General features: G+C 70.9%; 13 protein-coding genes. 10 read left to right on the top strand and 3 right to left on the bottom strand.

Annotation, left to right across the window (positions count from 1 at the left end):
- The first annotated feature begins 12 nt into the window (after positions 1 to 12).
- From pstA to OG609_RS15200, 8 genes are all read left to right on the top strand, one after another.
- Complete coding sequence (pstA, locus tag OG609_RS15235; RefSeq protein ID WP_327273323.1) at positions 13 to 1,212, top strand: phosphate ABC transporter permease PstA; 1,200 nt, start codon at positions 13 to 15, stop codon at positions 1,210 to 1,212.
- A complete protein-coding gene (pstS, locus tag OG609_RS15230) occupies positions 1,209 to 2,906 on the top strand; it encodes a phosphate ABC transporter substrate-binding protein PstS (RefSeq protein ID WP_327273322.1) in 1,698 nt (565 codons plus the stop codon). The genes pstA and pstS overlap by 4 nt, the downstream gene beginning before the upstream one ends.
- Complete coding sequence (locus OG609_RS15225) at positions 2,903 to 5,338, top strand: hypothetical protein (protein WP_327273321.1); 2,436 nt, start codon at positions 2,903 to 2,905, stop codon at positions 5,336 to 5,338. The genes pstS and OG609_RS15225 overlap by 4 nt, the downstream gene beginning before the upstream one ends.
- A 189-nt stretch (positions 5,339 to 5,527) precedes the next feature.
- Complete coding sequence (locus tag OG609_RS15220) at positions 5,528 to 6,496, top strand: hypothetical protein (protein ID WP_327273320.1); 969 nt, start codon at positions 5,528 to 5,530, stop codon at positions 6,494 to 6,496.
- Between the two features lie 98 nt (positions 6,497 to 6,594).
- Positions 6,595 to 7,965, top strand: coding sequence for an Ig-like domain-containing protein (locus OG609_RS15215; protein WP_327273319.1), 1,371 nt, complete (start codon positions 6,595 to 6,597; stop codon positions 7,963 to 7,965).
- Positions 7,966 to 8,033: 68 nt separating this feature from the next.
- A complete protein-coding gene (locus OG609_RS15210; protein WP_327273318.1) occupies positions 8,034 to 8,972 on the top strand; it encodes a sortase in 939 nt (312 codons plus the stop codon).
- Between the two features lie 24 nt (positions 8,973 to 8,996).
- A complete protein-coding gene (locus tag OG609_RS15205; RefSeq protein WP_327273317.1) occupies positions 8,997 to 9,833 on the top strand; it encodes a phosphate ABC transporter ATP-binding protein in 837 nt (278 codons plus the stop codon).
- Between the two features lie 58 nt (positions 9,834 to 9,891).
- Positions 9,892 to 10,104, top strand: coding sequence for a hypothetical protein (locus OG609_RS15200; RefSeq protein ID WP_327273316.1), 213 nt, complete (start codon positions 9,892 to 9,894; stop codon positions 10,102 to 10,104).
- A 19-nt stretch (positions 10,105 to 10,123) separates the two neighbouring features.
- On the opposite strand, the gene OG609_RS15195 is transcribed toward OG609_RS15200, so the two are convergent.
- The 3 genes from OG609_RS15195 to OG609_RS15185 form a co-directional block, all read right to left on the bottom strand.
- Positions 10,124 to 11,764 (bottom strand): phospho-sugar mutase, encoded by a 1,641-nt coding sequence (locus tag OG609_RS15195; protein ID WP_327273315.1) that lies wholly within the window; start codon positions 11,762 to 11,764, stop codon positions 10,124 to 10,126.
- 216 nt (positions 11,765 to 11,980) lie between these two features.
- The gene (locus tag OG609_RS15190; RefSeq protein ID WP_327273314.1) at positions 11,981 to 12,805 is read right to left on the bottom strand and encodes a purine-nucleoside phosphorylase; all 825 of its coding nucleotides are present in this window, start codon (positions 12,803 to 12,805) and stop codon (positions 11,981 to 11,983) included.
- Between the two features lie 102 nt (positions 12,806 to 12,907).
- Entirely contained in the window at positions 12,908 to 13,345 is a 438-nt protein-coding gene (locus tag OG609_RS15185; protein WP_072486709.1) for a gamma-glutamylcyclotransferase, read from the bottom strand.
- 260 nt (positions 13,346 to 13,605) lie between these two features.
- Between OG609_RS15185 and OG609_RS15180 the strand changes: the two genes are divergently transcribed.
- Together OG609_RS15180 and OG609_RS15175 are read left to right on the top strand one after the other, a co-directional pair.
- The gene (locus OG609_RS15180; protein WP_327273313.1) at positions 13,606 to 15,045 is read left to right on the top strand and encodes an NAD(P)H-quinone dehydrogenase; all 1,440 of its coding nucleotides are present in this window, start codon (positions 13,606 to 13,608) and stop codon (positions 15,043 to 15,045) included.
- Positions 15,046 to 15,231: 186 nt separating this feature from the next.
- Complete coding sequence (locus OG609_RS15175; protein ID WP_327273312.1) at positions 15,232 to 16,206, top strand: DeoR/GlpR family DNA-binding transcription regulator; 975 nt, start codon at positions 15,232 to 15,234, stop codon at positions 16,204 to 16,206.
- The last annotated feature ends 115 nt before the right edge of the window (positions 16,207 to 16,321 follow it).

The following is a 16,321-nucleotide window of genomic DNA, read 5'->3' as shown; positions in this document are numbered from 1 at the left end:
GGGACAGAGCAGATGACCATCGCACCCGAGAGGCCCGCCGTGGCCGAGGCGGCGCGGTCCGTGGGGGAGCGGCGGCGCTCCCTGACACTGCTGCGCGCCACCGATGTGTACGCGCTGCTGGGCGCAGCGGCAGCCGCGCTCTCGATCACCTGGCTGTTGTTCGCCCGGCTGCTGCCGTTCAGCGGGACCGTCGGCTTCCTGGTCCTCGCGTACGGGCTGTTCCTCACCCTGTACGGACTGCTGGTCTCGTTCGACGAGAACGGCCCGGCGGTACGCGACAGGTTGGCCGCCGTCGTCGTGCAGAGCCTCGGCCTGGTCATGGTCGTCGCGCTCGCCTTCGTCGTCGTCTTCACCCTGTGGGAGGGCCGTAGGGCGCTGCCGCACCTGAACTTCTTCACCCAGCACATGGCGAAGGCCGGCCCGCTGGACCCGCTCTCGGCCGGTGGCATTCTGCACGCGATCGTCGGCACGCTGGAGCAGATCGCCATCGCGCTCGCCCTGACGGTGCCGTCCGGCATGGTCTGCGCGGTCTTCCTGAACGAAGTGCCGGGCCGCTTCGCCCGGTTCGTGAGGACCGTCGTCGAGGCGATGACCGCGCTGCCGTCGATCGTCGCGGGCCTGTTCATCTACGCGACCGTCATCCTCGCCCTCGGCTTCGACCGGTCCGGGCTCGCCGCGTCCCTCGCCCTCGCCGTGATGATGCTGCCGATCATCATCAGGGCGGCCGACGTGGTGATCCGGCTGGTGCCGGGGACGCTGCGGGAGGCCTCGTACGCCCTCGGCACGTCGCGCTGGCGCACCGTCTGGCACGTGGTGCTTCCGACCGCCAGGTCCGGGCTGACCACCTCCGTCATCCTCGGGACCGCGCGGGGGGTCGGCGAGACCTCGCCCGTGCTGCTGACCGCCGGATTCACCGCCGAGCTCAACGGCGATCCGCTGTCCGGGCCGCAGGTCTCACTGCCGCTGGCCACCTTCGAGTTCGTCAAGTCGCCCGAGCCCACGATGATCGCCCGCGGTTTCGGTACGGCGGCGGTCCTGATGGCACTCGTCCTGCTGCTGTTCATCGTCGCCAGGGTCATCGGCGGGCGCGGAGCCGGTCGGTTGACAAAGCGTCAGGAACACCGGCGGGTGCTGGCCTCACGCCGTGACGCCGAACGGTTCGCCGCGCGGGCGAAGTCCGAGATACCCATGGAAACGAGGAGTGAGCAGTGAGACCCGCAACCGTCTCCCGACTGACCATGGCGGTGGCGGCACTGGTGTGCGCGCTGCTCGCCCTTCATCCGCCCGCCGCCCAGGCGGCCTCGTACACCAAGATCAGCGGTGCGGGCTCGACGTGGAGCTCCAACGCGCTCGACCAGTGGCGCCGCAATGTCGCCTCCAACAGCGGGATGACCGTCAACTACCAGGCAGTCGGCTCCTCGGTCGGCCGTGAGCAGTTCAAGAACGGCACGGCGGACTTCGCGGTCTCCGAGATCCCGTACGGGCTGACCGAGGCCGGGATGCGGGACGCGCCTCCCAAGCGCGGCTACGCGTACATGCCGATCGTCGCCGGCGGCACGGCCTTCATGTACAACCTCAGGATCGGCGGCAAGAAGGTCACCAACCTGCGGCTCTCCGGCGAGGTCATCACGGAGATCTTCACCGGGAAGATCACCATGTGGAACGACCCGGCGGTCCGGGCCGACAACCCCGGGCTCACTCTCCCCGCCCGCCGCGTCATCCCCGTCGTACGCTCCGACGGCTCCGGCACGACGGCCCAGCTGACCACCTGGATGGCCAAGGAACACGCTGGTCTGTGGGACGACTACTGCAAGCGGGCGGGCCGGTCCACGCCCTGCGGCATGACCTCGTACTTCCCCGTCGTGCCCGGCTCCTCGCACATCGCCAAATCCGGTTCGCTGGGCGTCTCCGGCTACACCAAGCAGGGGCACGCCGAAGGCGCGATCACCTACGTCGAGTACTCGTACGCGATGAACACGGGCTTCCCGGTGGCGAAGATGCTCAACGCGGCCGGCTACTACGTGGAGCCGACCGCCTCCAGCGTCGCCGTGGCCCTGATGAGGGCCCGGATCAACGAGGACAAGAACTCCGAGAACTACCTCACACAGATCCTCGACGGCGTCTACCGCTCCGCCGACCGCCGCACCTACCCGCTCTCCTCCTACAGCTACATGGTCGTGCCTACGTCGACCGAGCAGCCGTTCACCCAGGCCAAGGGCAGGACGCTCGGCACCTTCGCCAACTACTTCCTCTGCGACGGACAGAAGCAGGCCGAGGAGCTCGGCTACTCGCCACTGCCCAAGAACCTCGTCGAGGCGGGCTTCGCCCAGGTGCGCCGGATCCCGGGCGCGCCCACCGGCAGCATCGACATCAAGAAGTGCCGCAACCCCACCTTCTCCTCGGACGGCTCCAACACGCTCGCCGAGAACGCCCCGTACCCGAAGGCCTGCGACAAGCGGGGCCCGCAGCAGTGCGCGGACGGCACGGCGGGCGCCAAGCAGCAGACCCGGGTCAACCCGGGTGCGTCCGGCGGCGGTTCAGGAGGCAGTGGCGGTACGGGAAGTGGCTCGGGCAGCTCGTCCGGCGGCGCCACGACCGCGGGATCGTCCGGCGGCGGATCGTCCGGTACGGACGGGGCCTCGGGTGGTACGGCGGGCAGCTCGTCCGGCGGCGTCATAGACCCCGACACCGGCGAACTGATCAGCAACGACTCCACCGGAGCCGGTGCCGGTGACGCCTCGGTCGTCGGCAACCCGGTCACACTCGCCGCTGGTGACTCTCCGGGCCTGCGGGGCGTGCTGATGGCCCTGTCGGCCCTCCTGCTGCTCGGCGTGGTCGTCGGACCACCCCTCACCGCGCGGGCCCTCGTCGCGCGGGGCCGCCGCAAGGAAGGGACTCTGCGATGAAGAACCGACGCATCGTCACAGGGGCAGGGGCGCTGCTCGCCGCCCTCGTGGTGGCCCTGCTGCCGCTGCCCGCCACCACCGCCCCCGCCCAGGCGGCGACGGGCTCCGCCGTCACCGTGACCGGCCGCAAGGGCACGTACGACGACTTCTCGAAGCTCAAGGTCACCGTCCACCAGACCAAGCAGCTGCGGGCCCAGGGCGTACGGATCACCTGGACCGGCGGCAAGCCGACGGAGACCGGCTTCCGCCACAACTACCTCCAGATCATGCAGTGCTGGGGCGACAGCTCCGAGGGGCCCTCGCGCGAGCAGTGCCAGTTCGGCGGCGGCGGAACGTCGCAGGCGCAGGGAGGCAACTGGACCGGACTGCGTCAGATCGACGGCATCCCCGATCCCGCCGAGAAGGAGTACGTGCACAACGGGCCGAGCGGCGAGTCCTACGTTCCGTTCCGGCCCGCCGACGGCGGGCCGGAAACCACCGGATCGCGCGACTGGACCTACTTCAGCACGCTGGACACCAACGAGGAGCCGTACGCGGTCACGCACGAGGACGGCACGGGGGAGTTCACCTTCCAGATGCAGACCGCGCAGGAGGCCTCGCAGCTCGGCTGCGGCGACCCGGTGAAGAAGTCCGGTGTGGTCAAGGGACGTTCCTGCTGGCTGGTCGTCGTACCGCGTGGCGAGCACGACGTGGATGGCGCGAGTGGCTCCGGCACACGGCTGGACTCATCGCCCCTCACCACCTCCAACTGGGCCCGGCGCCTGGTGGTTCCACTGGACTTCCAGCCGGTGGGCAACACCTGCCCCGCCGACCGGGTGGAGCGCCGGGTGATCGGCTCGGAGCTGGTCACCGATGCGATGAGTTCGTGGCAGTCGACCATCTGCGCGGGAGCCGGCGGTGTGAAGTTCGCATTCAGCCAGAGCGGTGAGGAGATCGCACGGCAGACGATCACCCAGCCCACCTCCGGGGCGCCCGGGCTGGCCTTCACCGTCGACCCGCTGCGGCCGCCGGAGGGCGGCGCGACCGAGACCGCCGTGCACGCCCCGGTCGCGGTCAGCGCTCTGGCGGTCGGCTTCTTCGTCGAAATTCCGGGCTCCGGACAGCTCACCTCGATGAAACTCACCCCCAGACTGCTCGCCAAACTGCTCACTTCCTCGTATCAGAGAGATGTGACACGCAGAGGCCGGACCGTCCTCGAACACATCGAGGGCAATCCGCTCAGCCTGTTCCACGACGAAGAATTCAAACAGCTCAATCCGGCCTTCAATGACTGGCAGAGCTACAATCAGCCGCCGATGAGCCTCATGGTGCAGCTGTCGAATTCCGACACCACCGAAATGCTGTGGAAGTGGCTCCGGTCTGACGCCGAGGCGCGGGAATTCCTGGCCGGCACTCCCGACCCCTGGGGTACGAAGATCAACCCGTACTTCAAGGAACTCGGCCTGGACACCGACACGACCGTGTCCGACTTCCCCAAGGCGGACCCGACGCGCACGGTCGTGACCGTCGGTGAGGAGAGCCTGGAGTACGGAACCATCGAGGTCGCCCCGTACGTCCAGGACATGCACGAGGGCGCACTGCGCACCCGCCGGGGCAACAACGGCGCCACGACCACCCCGTCCGCGGGCGGCAACGGTTCACCGGCCAAGCTGGTCAACACGCCGCCGCTCTCCGGCGAGCGCATGGTCCTCGCGATCGTCGACGCGGCCTCCGCGGCCCGCTACGGGCTCCAGACCGCGGCCCTGCGCAACGCCGACGGCGCCTTCGTCCAGCCCACCTCCGCCTCCCTCCTCGCGGGCGTCGCCGCCATGAAGGACTCGGCCGTACCGGGCGTGCTCGCGCCGAACCCGGGCGGCGCGAAGGGGCAGGCGTACCCGCTGACCTCGGTCGTCTACGCGGGCGCGTACACGAGCACCGGCGCGGACGAGCGCAGGGACTACGCCTCGCTGATCCGGTACGCGGCAGGGTCGGGCCAGAGCCCCGGCGTCTCGCCCGGACAGCTCCCGCCGGGATACGCGCCGCTGCCCGCGGCGCTCCGGGACGAGGCGCGCGCCGCCGCGGACCGGCTGCAGAACCCGAAGTCCTCCGACGGGGACGCCGGTCCGGGCGGCCCGGGCGGCTCCGGCGCTTCGGCCGGCGGACCGGCTGGAGCGGGCGGCGGCGGGACCGGAAGCGCCGGTGGCGCTGCGGCCGCGGGCGGCGCCGCCGGTGACACCGCGAATCCCGACACCACGGACAGGTCCGCCCCCTCGGTGAACCCGGCCGCCCCGGAGCGGCAGAACGTTGCCGAGTCCGGCGGACTGACCCCCTCCACGGTCCTCGGGATCGTCCGCTGGGTGCTCATCGGAGTGCTGCTCGCGGGCGGAATCGCGGGTCTTTCCGGTCCGATTCTGCTCCGCTTTTCGGTACGGAAATCCGTCCGGGTCGGCTGAGTTCTCCAGGTGTCACCTCGTAAAGCATTTCGTAACCTGATCAACCGTCGCCGTTGGTGGTCGCCGAAGACCCGATACGGAAAAGTTATCGGTGGCCGGTCGACGGGCCGGTGGAAAAAGAATTCAGAATTCTGCTTGAGCGTCCATTCCTTCCATTCCTCGTATCCGTATGCACGGAGGAGAACAGAAGTGAACGTCAAGTCCCGCGCACGCATCGGTGCCGTTGTCGGTACCGCAGCCCTCGCCCTCGGCGCCATGGCGATCCCCGCATCGGCGGACCCGGCCCCCGGCACGTACCGGGTGCTCGCCGGCGTCGGCTCCGACACCACACAGGACGTCGTGAACGGCCTGGGCACCGCCGTCGACAGCGGCGCCCTCATCGCCTCGTACAACGCCACCGGCACTTCGCCGGTCAAGACGCGTGCCACCGGCTGCGAGATCGCCCGGCCCAACGGCTCCTCGGCCGGCATCAACGCGCTGCGCAACGCCGTCGACAACAACACCGGATGTCTGGACTTCGCCCGCTCCTCGCGCGGTGTCGCGGACAGCTCGACCACCGACCTGACCTGGATCCCGTTCGGCAAGGACGCGGTGACGTTCGCCGTACGCGGCGACAGCGCCCTGCCCAAGGCGCTGACGAAGGCGCAGCTTGTCTCCATCTACACCTGCCGGACCACCTCCCTCAACGGTGTGACGCTCACCCCGCTGCTGCCCCAGTCCGGCTCCGGCACCCGGTCCTTCTTCCTGGGCCGGCTGGGCCTCACCGAGGACACCTTCGGCACCTGTGTGGACGACACGGTCCAGGAGCACAACGGCCAGGCGCTGGACAGCGCGGGCGACATCGCCCCGTACTCCATCGCGCAGTACATCGCCCAGGGCAACGAGATCGTCGGCGTCGACGACCGGCGCGGGGACGCCGTGCTCGGTTCGGTCGACGGGGTGCAGCCCCAGCTGGCCGACGGCACCCTCAACACCGCCTTCCCCTTCAACCGTGACGTCTACAACGTCGTCCCGACCGCCAAGCTGACCGACCCGACGCTCGCCGGTGCCTTCGTCGGATCCACGTCCAAGGTCTGCGCGCAGACCGCCGTGATCAACACGTACGGCTTCGGCGCGATCGCCACCTGCGGCAACACCGACCTCAAGGGCGAGAGCTGAACACCACCCCGTAACCGCGCAACGGCCGGGCACCCCCAGGGTGCCCGGCCCCCCGGCGTATTCGCTGCCACCGCATCCCATTGGGGGGATCCACCACCATGAGACACCTCGCACCAGCGAGACTTCCCGCCGCTCTGCTGCTCTGCTGCTCACTCCTGCTCGCCGCCGCGGCAACCGTCCTCGGCCTCGCACCGTCGGCGCGCGCCGATGACGCGCTGGGCAAACTGACGTTCCCGGTGACGTCCGGGAAGATCGCCGACAGCCCCACATTCCCCAGGGTGACGACGGACGGCCCCTGCCTGTCTGCCAACGCACAGCAGGTTTCGCTGAACCTGGCCTGGCCAACCGGTCTGCTGCCCCTGGGCAGGACGGCAGTCGGCGCGCCCTTCGACCAGGGGCCGTTCAGTACCGACATCGCCACCGGCACGTCGCTGGAATTCCAGCTGCGGACCAAGATCCTCACCGGGTCGCTCGACGGCACCTACGACATCCGGCTCATGTGCCGCACCGCGGCGAATGTGGGGAGCAAATACTTCCCCGCGCAGGTCCAGGTCACCGGCGACTCCTGGACCCTCAAAGCCGCCGCGCCCACCGCCACGGTCCTCACCGCCACCCCCGCCACCACCGCCCCCGCCGGTGCCGAGGTGAAGCTCACGGCCGCCGTTACGCCCCCGGCCGCGGCCGGACAAGTAGCCTTTCTGGACGGGACCACTGAGCTGGCCAAGGCCGATGTCGCCTCCGGGGCGGCCGAGTTGAAGACACAGGCGCTGGCCGAGGGCGCGCACACGATCACCGCGAAGTTCATCCCGGCGGACACCGGCGCGTACGCGGAGTCCGTCTCCACCGCTGTGGCCTACACCGTCACCAAGGCCGGCTCCTCGCCCTCCCCGGACCCGAGCGACACCGGCAGCCCGGCCCCGAGCGCGCCCGCCGATCTCGACGTCACCGACGAGGACGGCAAGGCCCTCGACGTCAACCCGACGCTGTCCGCAGGGCGGAAGGTGCTCATCACCGCCCGCGGCTACACCAAGGACGCCAAGGTGAAGGTCACTCTCGCCGACAGCGGGGCCACCTTCCCCGACGCCGCCGCCGATGCCGAAGGGACCGTCTCCGCCTACGCGTTCACCGTCCCGGACGGCATCGAGGACGGCTCGTACACGCTCACCCTCGCCGAGGACAAGGCCGACGGCCACAGCGTCGAGTTCCTCTTCGCCATCGGCGAGGCACCGGGGCCCGACCCCAGCCCGAGCGACTCGGCGGGCGCGGACGACGGCGGTACGACGGCCGGGGCGGACGGCGGCGGCACCGAGGGCCCGTCCACCGGCGGCGACGGCAGCGGCTCCGCCACGGGCCCGCTCGCCTCGACCGGCACCAGCGCCCTCGCGCTCGGCGTCGCGGCGCTCTCCCTGTGCGGCCTCGGCGCCGCATTCGTGATGCACGCCCGGCGCAGAGGCCTGCTCCAGTTCTGACGTACGGGGACGGGGGCCGCGGCCCCCGCCCCGCCCCTTCATCCCGTCCGACGAGGAGTGCATCCGACGTGACAACCGTGCTGACTCCGCCCCCACCGGTGGCCCCCGCCCCACCTGTGCCCGGCCCCGCAGGGACATCCCGGCCCCCCGCCGCCCACCCCGGTCTCGCCCTGGCCGGAGCGGCGCTGTGCGTTCTCGCGGCCGTGCTCCTCGGCTTCGCCGCCGATCTCACGGTCGTCGGACACCTCCAGCACGCCCGCGACCAGCAGACCGCCTTCGACGAGCTCCGCAGGCAACTCGCTCTCGGCACCGCCCCGGTCGGCCAGCGCACCTTCGACGACAAGCCCCTTTCCATGGGCGCCCCCGTCGCACTCCTTCGCATCCCCGTCCTCGGTCTGCGCGAGGTCGTCGGCGAGGGCACCACGTCCGGCGTCCTGACGTCCGGGCCCGGCCACCGCCGCGACACTCCGCTGCCGGGCCAGGCCGGCACCAGCGTGATCATGGGCCGTCAGTGGGGGTACGGCAGCCCGTTCAACGCTCTGTCCAAGCTTCCGGCCGGCGCGACGATCGAGGTGACAACCGGTCAGGGCAAGGCGGTGTACGCGGTCCTGGGCGTCCGCCGCTCCGGCGACAAGCTCCCCGCACCCGCCGGGGCCCGGGGCCGGCTCACCCTCATGACCGCCTCCGGCAGCCCGTACACCCCCACGGGCGTGCTGTATGTCGACGCCGAGCTCACCACCCCCGTCCAGCCCAGCCCGGCCCGCTACGTCCGCCTCGGCTGGATCGGCCCGGCAGAGGAGGCGCTCGGCGGGGAGAGCGGGGAGGGCGGCGCCTGGCTCGCGGTCTTCCTCTGGTCGCAGGCTCTGCTGGCCGCCGCGCTCCTCACGGTCTGGCTGCACCGGGTCTGGGGGCACTGGCAGACCTGGATCACCGCCGGCCCCGTCCTGACCGCACTGGGCCTCGCCGTCTCGTCGGCCGCCACCCGCCTCCTCCCCAACCTGCTCTGAAAACACAGGAGTTGACAGACCGCGATGACCGAGACCATTCCACTGCCCGCCGCATCGGCGAACCGGCCGCGCACCGGCACCGCTTCCCCCGCCACCCTCGAAGCCGAAGCGGTCTCCGCCTGGTTCGGCGACCACAAGGTCCTGGACCGGGTCTCCCTGCACATGCCCGCCCTGGAGGTCACCGCCCTCATCGGCCCGTCTGGCTGCGGCAAATCGACGTTCCTGCGCATCCTCAACCGGATGCACGAACTGATCGGCTCCGCCTCGCTGGCCGGCCGGGTGCTGCTCGACGGCGACGACATCTACGACCGCGGCCGCCGCATCACCCGCGCCCGCCGCGAGATCGGCATGGTCTTCCAGAAGCCCAACCCGTTCCCCGCCATGTCCTTGTACGACAACGTCCTCGCGGGCCTGAAACTCAACGGCATCAAGGCGGCCAGGGACGGCAGGGACGACCTCGTGGAGGAGTGCCTGACCAAGGCCGGACTGTGGCGCGAGGTCAAGGACCGGCTCCGCCAGCCCGGCGGCGCACTCTCCGGCGGCCAGCAGCAACGCCTTTGCATAGCGAGGTCGTTGGCGGTACGCCCCCGAGTGCTGCTGATGGACGAACCCTGCTCCGCGCTCGACCCGACCTCCACCCGCCGGATCGAGGAGACCATCGCCGACCTCAAGGAGGAGGTCACCATCGTCATCGTCACGCACAACATGCAGCAGGCGGCACGGGTCTCCGACCACTGTGCGTTCTTCCTGGCCGAGCAGGGCACGCCGGGCGTCATCGTCGAGCACGGAACGACCGACGACATGTTCGACTCGCCTCAGGACGCCCGCACCGCCGACTATGTGAACGGCCGCTTCGGATGACACCCGGCGGGCCCGCCGCGCTCGCTCTTCCACTTCTGCTGCCGGCCGCGCTCACCGGGTGCGGCCGCGCCACGGACCCGGCGGCGCCCCCGGAACCCCCGGCACGGTGGTGAGCGTCGAGACGCCGCGCGAGGTCCTGCGGTACCGGGTGTACGCGCGCCACCTCGCACCGGGCCGCGGCACCCCGGCCCACGGCCTGTACCGGGGTGACCTGACGCTCCGGTCCTGCGTGGGCCCGGACACCGGCTTCACGTATCCGATGCGTACGTGAAGCCGGCGGTCACAACAGGTCAGATCCCGGCCGCCGCCGCCAGGTCCCGCTTGATCCCGGCGAGCAGCTCCGCACCCTTCGTGCGGGCCGCGGGCAGCTCGTCCGCCGAACCGACCGGCACCACGACCTCCAGGTAGCACTTGAGCTTCGGCTCGGTGCCGCTCGGGCGGACGATCACCCGGGCGCCGTCGAGGTGGTAGCGCAGCCCGTCGGTGGGCGGCAGCTGCTCCGTACCCTCCGACAGGTCTTCGGCCGAGGTGACGGCGAGGCCGGCGAGCGCGGTCGGAGGCTGGTCGCGGAGCCGCCGCATGGCGTCCGCGATGACCGACAGGTCCTCCACCCGTACCGACAGCTGGTCGGTGGCGTGCAGCCCGTGCTCGACCGCGATGTCGTCGAGGAGATCGAGGAGCGTACGGCCCCGCTCCTTGAGCATGGAGGCCAGCTCGGCGACGAGCAGGGCGGCCGTGATGCCGTCCTTGTCGCGTACGCCTTCCGGGTCGACGCAGTAGCCGAGCGCCTCCTCGTACCCGTACCGCAGGCCGTCGACGCGGGCGATCCACTTGAAGCCGGTCAGCGTCTCCTCGTACCCGTTGCCCGCCTTCTCGGCGATCCGGCCGAGCAGCGACGACGACACGATCGACTCGGCGAAGACGCCGGTGGCGCCTCGGGCGACCAGATGCGCGGCGAGCAGCGCGCCGACCTCGTCGCCGCGCAGCATTCGCCAGCCGCCGTCCGCGGTGGCGTCCGGCACGGCCACGGCGCAGCGGTCGGCGTCCGGGTCGTTGGCGATGATGAGGTCGGGGTCCGTGCGGCGTGCGGTGGCGAAGGCGAGATCCATCGCGCCGGGCTCTTCCGGATTGGGGAAGGCGACGGTGGGGAACGCCGGGTCGGGCTCCGCCTGCTCGGCGACGAGCACGGGCTCCGGGAACCCGGCCCGGGCGAAGGCGGCGGTCAGTACGGAGGTGCCGACGCCGTGCATCGCGGTGTACACGACCTGGGCGGTACGCGGTGACCCTGTGGCGAGCACGGCGTCCGTACGGGCCAGGTAGGCCGCCAGGACCTCGTCACCGAGGGTCTCCCAGCCGTCGTCGGGGCGGGTCACGCCGTCGAGCGGGCCGACCGCGGCGATCGCGGCGGCGATCTCACCGTCCGCGGGGGGGACGATCTGCGAGCCGTCGCCGAGATAGACCTTGTAGCCGTTGTCGCGCGGCGGATTGTGGCTGGCGGTCACCTCGACGCCCGCGACGGCGCCCAGGTGCCGTATGGCGTACGCCAGCACAGGAGTGGGGAGCGGGCGGGGGAGTACCGCCGCGCGCAGGCCCGCGCCGGTCATCACGGCCGCGGTGTCGCGGGCGAAGTCGGCGGACTTGTAGCGGGCGTCGTATCCGATGACGACGAGCCCGCCGGTCTGTCCCTCGGCCTTGAGGTAGGCGGCGAGTCCGGCCGCGGCGCGGATGACGACCGCGCGGTTCATCCGCATCGGCCCGGCCCCCAGCTCACCGCGGAGCCCGGCCGTGCCGAACTGCAGCGTGCCGGCGAACCGTGCGGCGAGCTCGTCGAGGTCCTCGGTGTCGATGAGCTCGGCGAGCTCGTCACGGGTCTCGGGATCGGGGTCCTCCGCGAGCCATGCCCTGGCCTGCGCGATGAGGTCCTGCTGCACGGTGTCCGCCTTTCTGCGGGGTGGGGTGGGTTACGGGGGCGCTGCCCCCGGACCCCCGCTGCTCAATCGCCGGAGCGGCTTGCTTTCCAGCTCGTCGGCGTCCGGGGCGCGGGGCCCGGGGCGGAGCCCCGGTTCGGGAAGGGGCGGGGCGGGGAACAGGCCGCCGCAGGCGTCACGCCCACCCGGAACCCGCACCCTGCGGCCCTCACCCCCGGCTCAGATCCGCTCAAGCACCCGTGCCAGCAACGTCCCCATCCGGGTAGCGGAATCCCGCCCCGCCTGCAGCACCTCTTCATGGTTGAGCGGCTCCCCGCTCAGCCCCGCCGCCAGGTTCGTGACCAGCGAAATGCCCAGCACCTCGGCGCCCGCCTCCCGTGCGGCGATCGCCTCCAGCACGGTGGACATGCCGACCAGGTCGCCGCCCATGACACGGACCATGTTGATCTCGGCCGGGGTCTCGTAGTGCGGGCCGGGGAACTGCACGTACACACCCTCTTCGAGGGTCTCGTCGACCTCCTTGCACAGCGCGCGCAGCCGCGGCGAGTACAGGTCGGTCAGGTCGACGAAGTTGGCGCCGATGATGGGGGACGCCGCGGTCAGGTTGATGTGGTCGCTGATCAGGACCGGCTGCCCGGGGCGCATGCCCTCGCGCAGACCGCCGCAGCCGTTCGTCAGGACGACGGTCTTGCAACCGGCGGCGACGGCCGTCCGGACCCCGTGCGCGACGGCGGCGACGCCGCGGCCCTCGTAGAAGTGCGTGCGGCCGAGGAAGACCAGGGCTCGCTTCTCGCCGATCCGGTACGAGCGGATCGTGCCGCCGTGCCCCTGCACGGCGGGCGCCGGGAAACCGGGCAGGTCGGTCACCGGGAACTCGGCCTCCGGAGTGCCGAGCGCATCGCCCGCAGGTGCCCAGCCGGAACCCATCACGAGCGCGACGTCGTGGGTCTCGGCACCGGTCAGCTCGCGCAGGCGGGCGGCGGCGTCGGCGGCGGCGGCGTGCGGGTCGCCCTGGATGTTGTCCGGAATAACTGATGCGTTCACGCGGATGAGGGTAGCCGGTGATTCCCTACGCGCGTAGATGCCCATGCGTAGAGTCTGCACAGGCTTCCTCGTACATTCACACAAAAGTGCTGGTTCGGCGGGTCAGCAGGGACGCTTGCGCAGTTCCATCACATAGTCGTGCGGCGCGCCCGCGGACTCCGCGGCGTCCGCGATCTCGCCCAGATAGCGGGCGGACGGCAGCCCGCCCTCGTACCCGTTCAGCACATACATCCAGGCCGGCTCCTCGCCGTCCAGGGTGTGCACACGCACCCGCATCCGCCGGTAGATGTCGAGGCCGACGCCCTCCCACCGGTCCATGGAGTCCTCGTCCATCGGCGCCAGGTCGTAGAGCGCCACGAAGACCTGGGAACGGGGGGCCTCCACCACCGTGGCGAGCGCGCCCTCCCAGCCCATCTGCTCTCCGCCGAAGGTCAGCCGCCAGCCGTTGAGCCAGCCGGTGCCGCGCAGCGGTGAATGCGGTGCGCGGCGCGTCATCAGCCGCGCGTCGAGGTTGCCGGCGTACGCGGCGTAGAGCGACATGGGGTCGAGGGTACGGGAGGCGGTGGGCGGAACGTCGATTCCTGTGAGGAAGACCCCTTACGGGGTTCCGCACGGTGTTCCGCTCACCGTCCCGGAACCCCGTCGCGCACGCCCCGGCGCACGTATGGAGGGCCCCGGGGCGAAGCACCTTGGCGCGTGCGGGACAATGAAGTACGTACTGCATTCCCCGGGGCGACCCCCCGGACCCCCGGCCGGGGCAGCAGACGGCCGCGGGATGACACACGCGAGGCGGACTTTTCGTGACCCGGATCGTGATCATCGGCGGCGGACCCGGCGGGTACGAGGCGGCATTGGTGGGCGCCCAGCTCGGCGCGGAGGTGACCGTCGTCGACTGCGACGGCCTCGGCGGCGCGTCCGTGCTCACCGACTGCGTGCCCTCGAAGACCCTGATCGCGACGGCAGAGGTGATGACCACCTTCGACTCTTCGTACGAGGAGTTGGGCATCATCGTCGCGGACGACACGCCGCACATCGAGCAGGCGGCCCGTGTCGTCGGCGTCGACCTCGGCAAGGTCAACCGGCGCGTGAAGCGCCTGGCGCTCGCCCAGTCCCACGACATCACCGCCTCCGTCACCCGTGCGGGGGCGCGCGTGATGCGCGGTCGCGGCCGCCTCAAGGGCCTCCAGGCCGCCGATGGCTCCCGCACGGTCGTCGTGACCGCCGCCGACGGTACGGAGGAGACGCTCACCGCCGACGCCGTGCTGATCGCGACCGGTGGCCACCCCCGAGAGATTCCGGATGCGCTCCCCGACGGCGAGCGCATCCTGAACTGGACCCAGGTCTACGACCTCGACGAGCTTCCCGAGGAGCTCATCGTGGTCGGCTCCGGCGTGACGGGTGCCGAGTTCGCGGGCGCGTACCAGGCGCTCGGCTCACGCGTCACCCTCGTCTCGTCCCGTGACCGGGTGCTGCCGGGTGAGGACCCGGACGCGGCCGCCGTCCTGGAGGACGTCTTCCGGCGCCGCGGCATGAACGTCATGGCCCGCTCCCGCGCCCAGGCGGCGAAGCGCGTCGGCGACCGGGTCGAGGTCACCCTCGCCGACGGCCGGGTCATCTCCGGTTCGCACTGCCTGATGGCGGTCGGCGCGATCCCGAACAGCGCGGGCATGGGCCTGGAGGAGGCCGGGGTCAGGCTCAAGGAGTCCGGCCACATCCGGACCGACAAGGTCTCCCGCACCAGCGCCCCCGGTGTCTACGCGGCCGGTGACGTCACCGGGATCTTCGCCCTCGCCTCGGTCGCCGCCATGCAGGGCCGGATCGCGATGTACCACTTCCTCGGTGACGCGGTGGCCCCGCTGAACCTGAAGACGGTCTCCTCGAACGTCTTCACCGACCCCGAGATCGCCACTGTCGGCTACAGCCAGGCCGACGTCGACTCCGGCAAGATCGACGCACGGGTGGTCAAGCTGCCGCTGCTGCGCAACCCGCGCGCCAAGATGCAGGGCATACGCGACGGCTTCGTCAAGATCTTCTGCCGGCCCGGCACCGGCATCGTGGTCGGCGGCTGTGTCGTCGCGCCGCGGGCGAGCGAGTTGATCCACCCCATCTCGATCGCGGTCGACAACAATCTGACAGTGGAACAGATCGCAAACGCTTTCACTGTGTATCCGTCCCTGTCGGGATCGATCGCGGAAGTGGCCCGTCAGTTGCACACCCGTAAGCTCACGGGCGAGGCGTAAGCGCCTTCGGGAACCTGGCAATCCCCGGCAACTCCCGGCAACTCAGGCGGCCGGGTGACCGTCTGACGATCAGTACGGAACAACAACGGGGCCGCCTATACCACTTGGCGGCCCCTTGTATGTACAACTTCTGTTATTCGGCGCAAACTGCTGAAAACGCTCGAGCGTCACGTTACTGTCAGTTTCGTGTTCGCTGCAGAACGTCGTCAGTTGATCCTCGAAATGGTGCGTGCCAACGGGGCGGTATCGCTCCGTGAGCTCGCCCGCGTCGTCCAGACCTCCGAAGTGACCGTACGGCGGGACGTGCGGGCGCTGGAGGCAGAAGGACTCCTCGACCGCCGGCACGGCGGTGCGGTCTTGCCGGGCGGTTTTACGCGGGAGTCCGGCTTTCCGCAGAAATCCCATCTCGCCACCGCCGAGAAGACGGCCATCGCCGACCTGGCCGCCGGTCTCGTCGAAGAGGGTGAGGCCATCGTCGTCGGTGCCGGTACGACCACGCAGGAGCTGGCCCGTCGGCTCGCGCGGATCCCCGGTCTGACCGTCGTCACCAACTCGCTGCTGGTCGCCCAGGCGTTGGCCCATGCCAACCGGGTGGAAGTGGTGATGACCGGTGGCACCCTGCGCGGCTCCAACTACGCCCTGGTGGGCAGTGGGGCCGAGCAGTCCCTCCAGGGACTGCGGGTCTCGCGAGCGTTCCTCTCCGGCAGCGGGCTCACCGCGGAACGCGGCCTCTCCACGTCCAACATGCTCTCCGCGAGTGTGGACCGGGCCCTGGTGCAGGCCGCGGCGGAGGTGGTGGTCCTGGCGGACCACACCAAGCTCGGCTCCGACACCATGTTCCAGACGGTGCCGACGGATCTCATCACCCGTCTGGTGACGGACGAACCGCCGGGCCACGACGACCGTGCCGCCACCGAACTGCAGGCCCTGGCCGACCAGGGGGTGCAGATCGCGGTGGCCGGCGCCGGCGGCGGCCCCGCACCGGCCGAGGCCCTCCCGCCGGGCCGCCAGAGCCGCCGCGACATGCCACTGCCCGGGCAGCGCCGTACGCGCGGGGGTGGTCCCGGGGGGCCCGGCCCGCAGCCGCTACGGAGCGCTGCGGTACTGGCGGAACAGGGGCAGGGGGATCGCGCGAGAGTGGCGGATCTGCGGCGCCGGTAGGGGGTGGGGGTTACTTTCCCCCGACCCGCCCCTGCTCGAACCCGGGGCGGAGCTCCTGGTTGTTCTTCCAGCCCGTCCGGCGATTCAAGACCGGGGCCCGGGCGGCGCCCCGGTT

The organism is Streptomyces sp. NBC_01224 (assembly GCF_036002945.1).
Classification (GTDB): Bacteria; Actinomycetota; Actinomycetes; order Streptomycetales; family Streptomycetaceae; genus Streptomyces.
This window is presented reverse-complemented; position numbering and strand designations above follow the sequence as displayed.

Bases quoted from the DNA above. Each gene is read 5' to 3' on its own strand.
- pstA (WP_327273323.1), top strand. From the start codon at position 13: ATGACCATCGCACCCGAGAGGCCCGCCGTGGCCGAGGCGGCGCGGTCC.
- OG609_RS15205 (WP_327273317.1), top strand. From the start codon at position 8,997: ATGACCGAGACCATTCCACTGCCCGCCGCATCGGCGAACCGGCCGCGC.
- OG609_RS15215 (WP_327273319.1), top strand. From the start codon at position 6,595: ATGAGACACCTCGCACCAGCGAGACTTCCCGCCGCTCTGCTGCTCTGC.
- OG609_RS15225 (WP_327273321.1), top strand. From the start codon at position 2,903: ATGAAGAACCGACGCATCGTCACAGGGGCAGGGGCGCTGCTCGCCGCC.
- OG609_RS15185 (WP_072486709.1), bottom strand. From the start codon at position 13,345: ATGTCGCTCTACGCCGCGTACGCCGGCAACCTCGACGCGCGGCTGATG.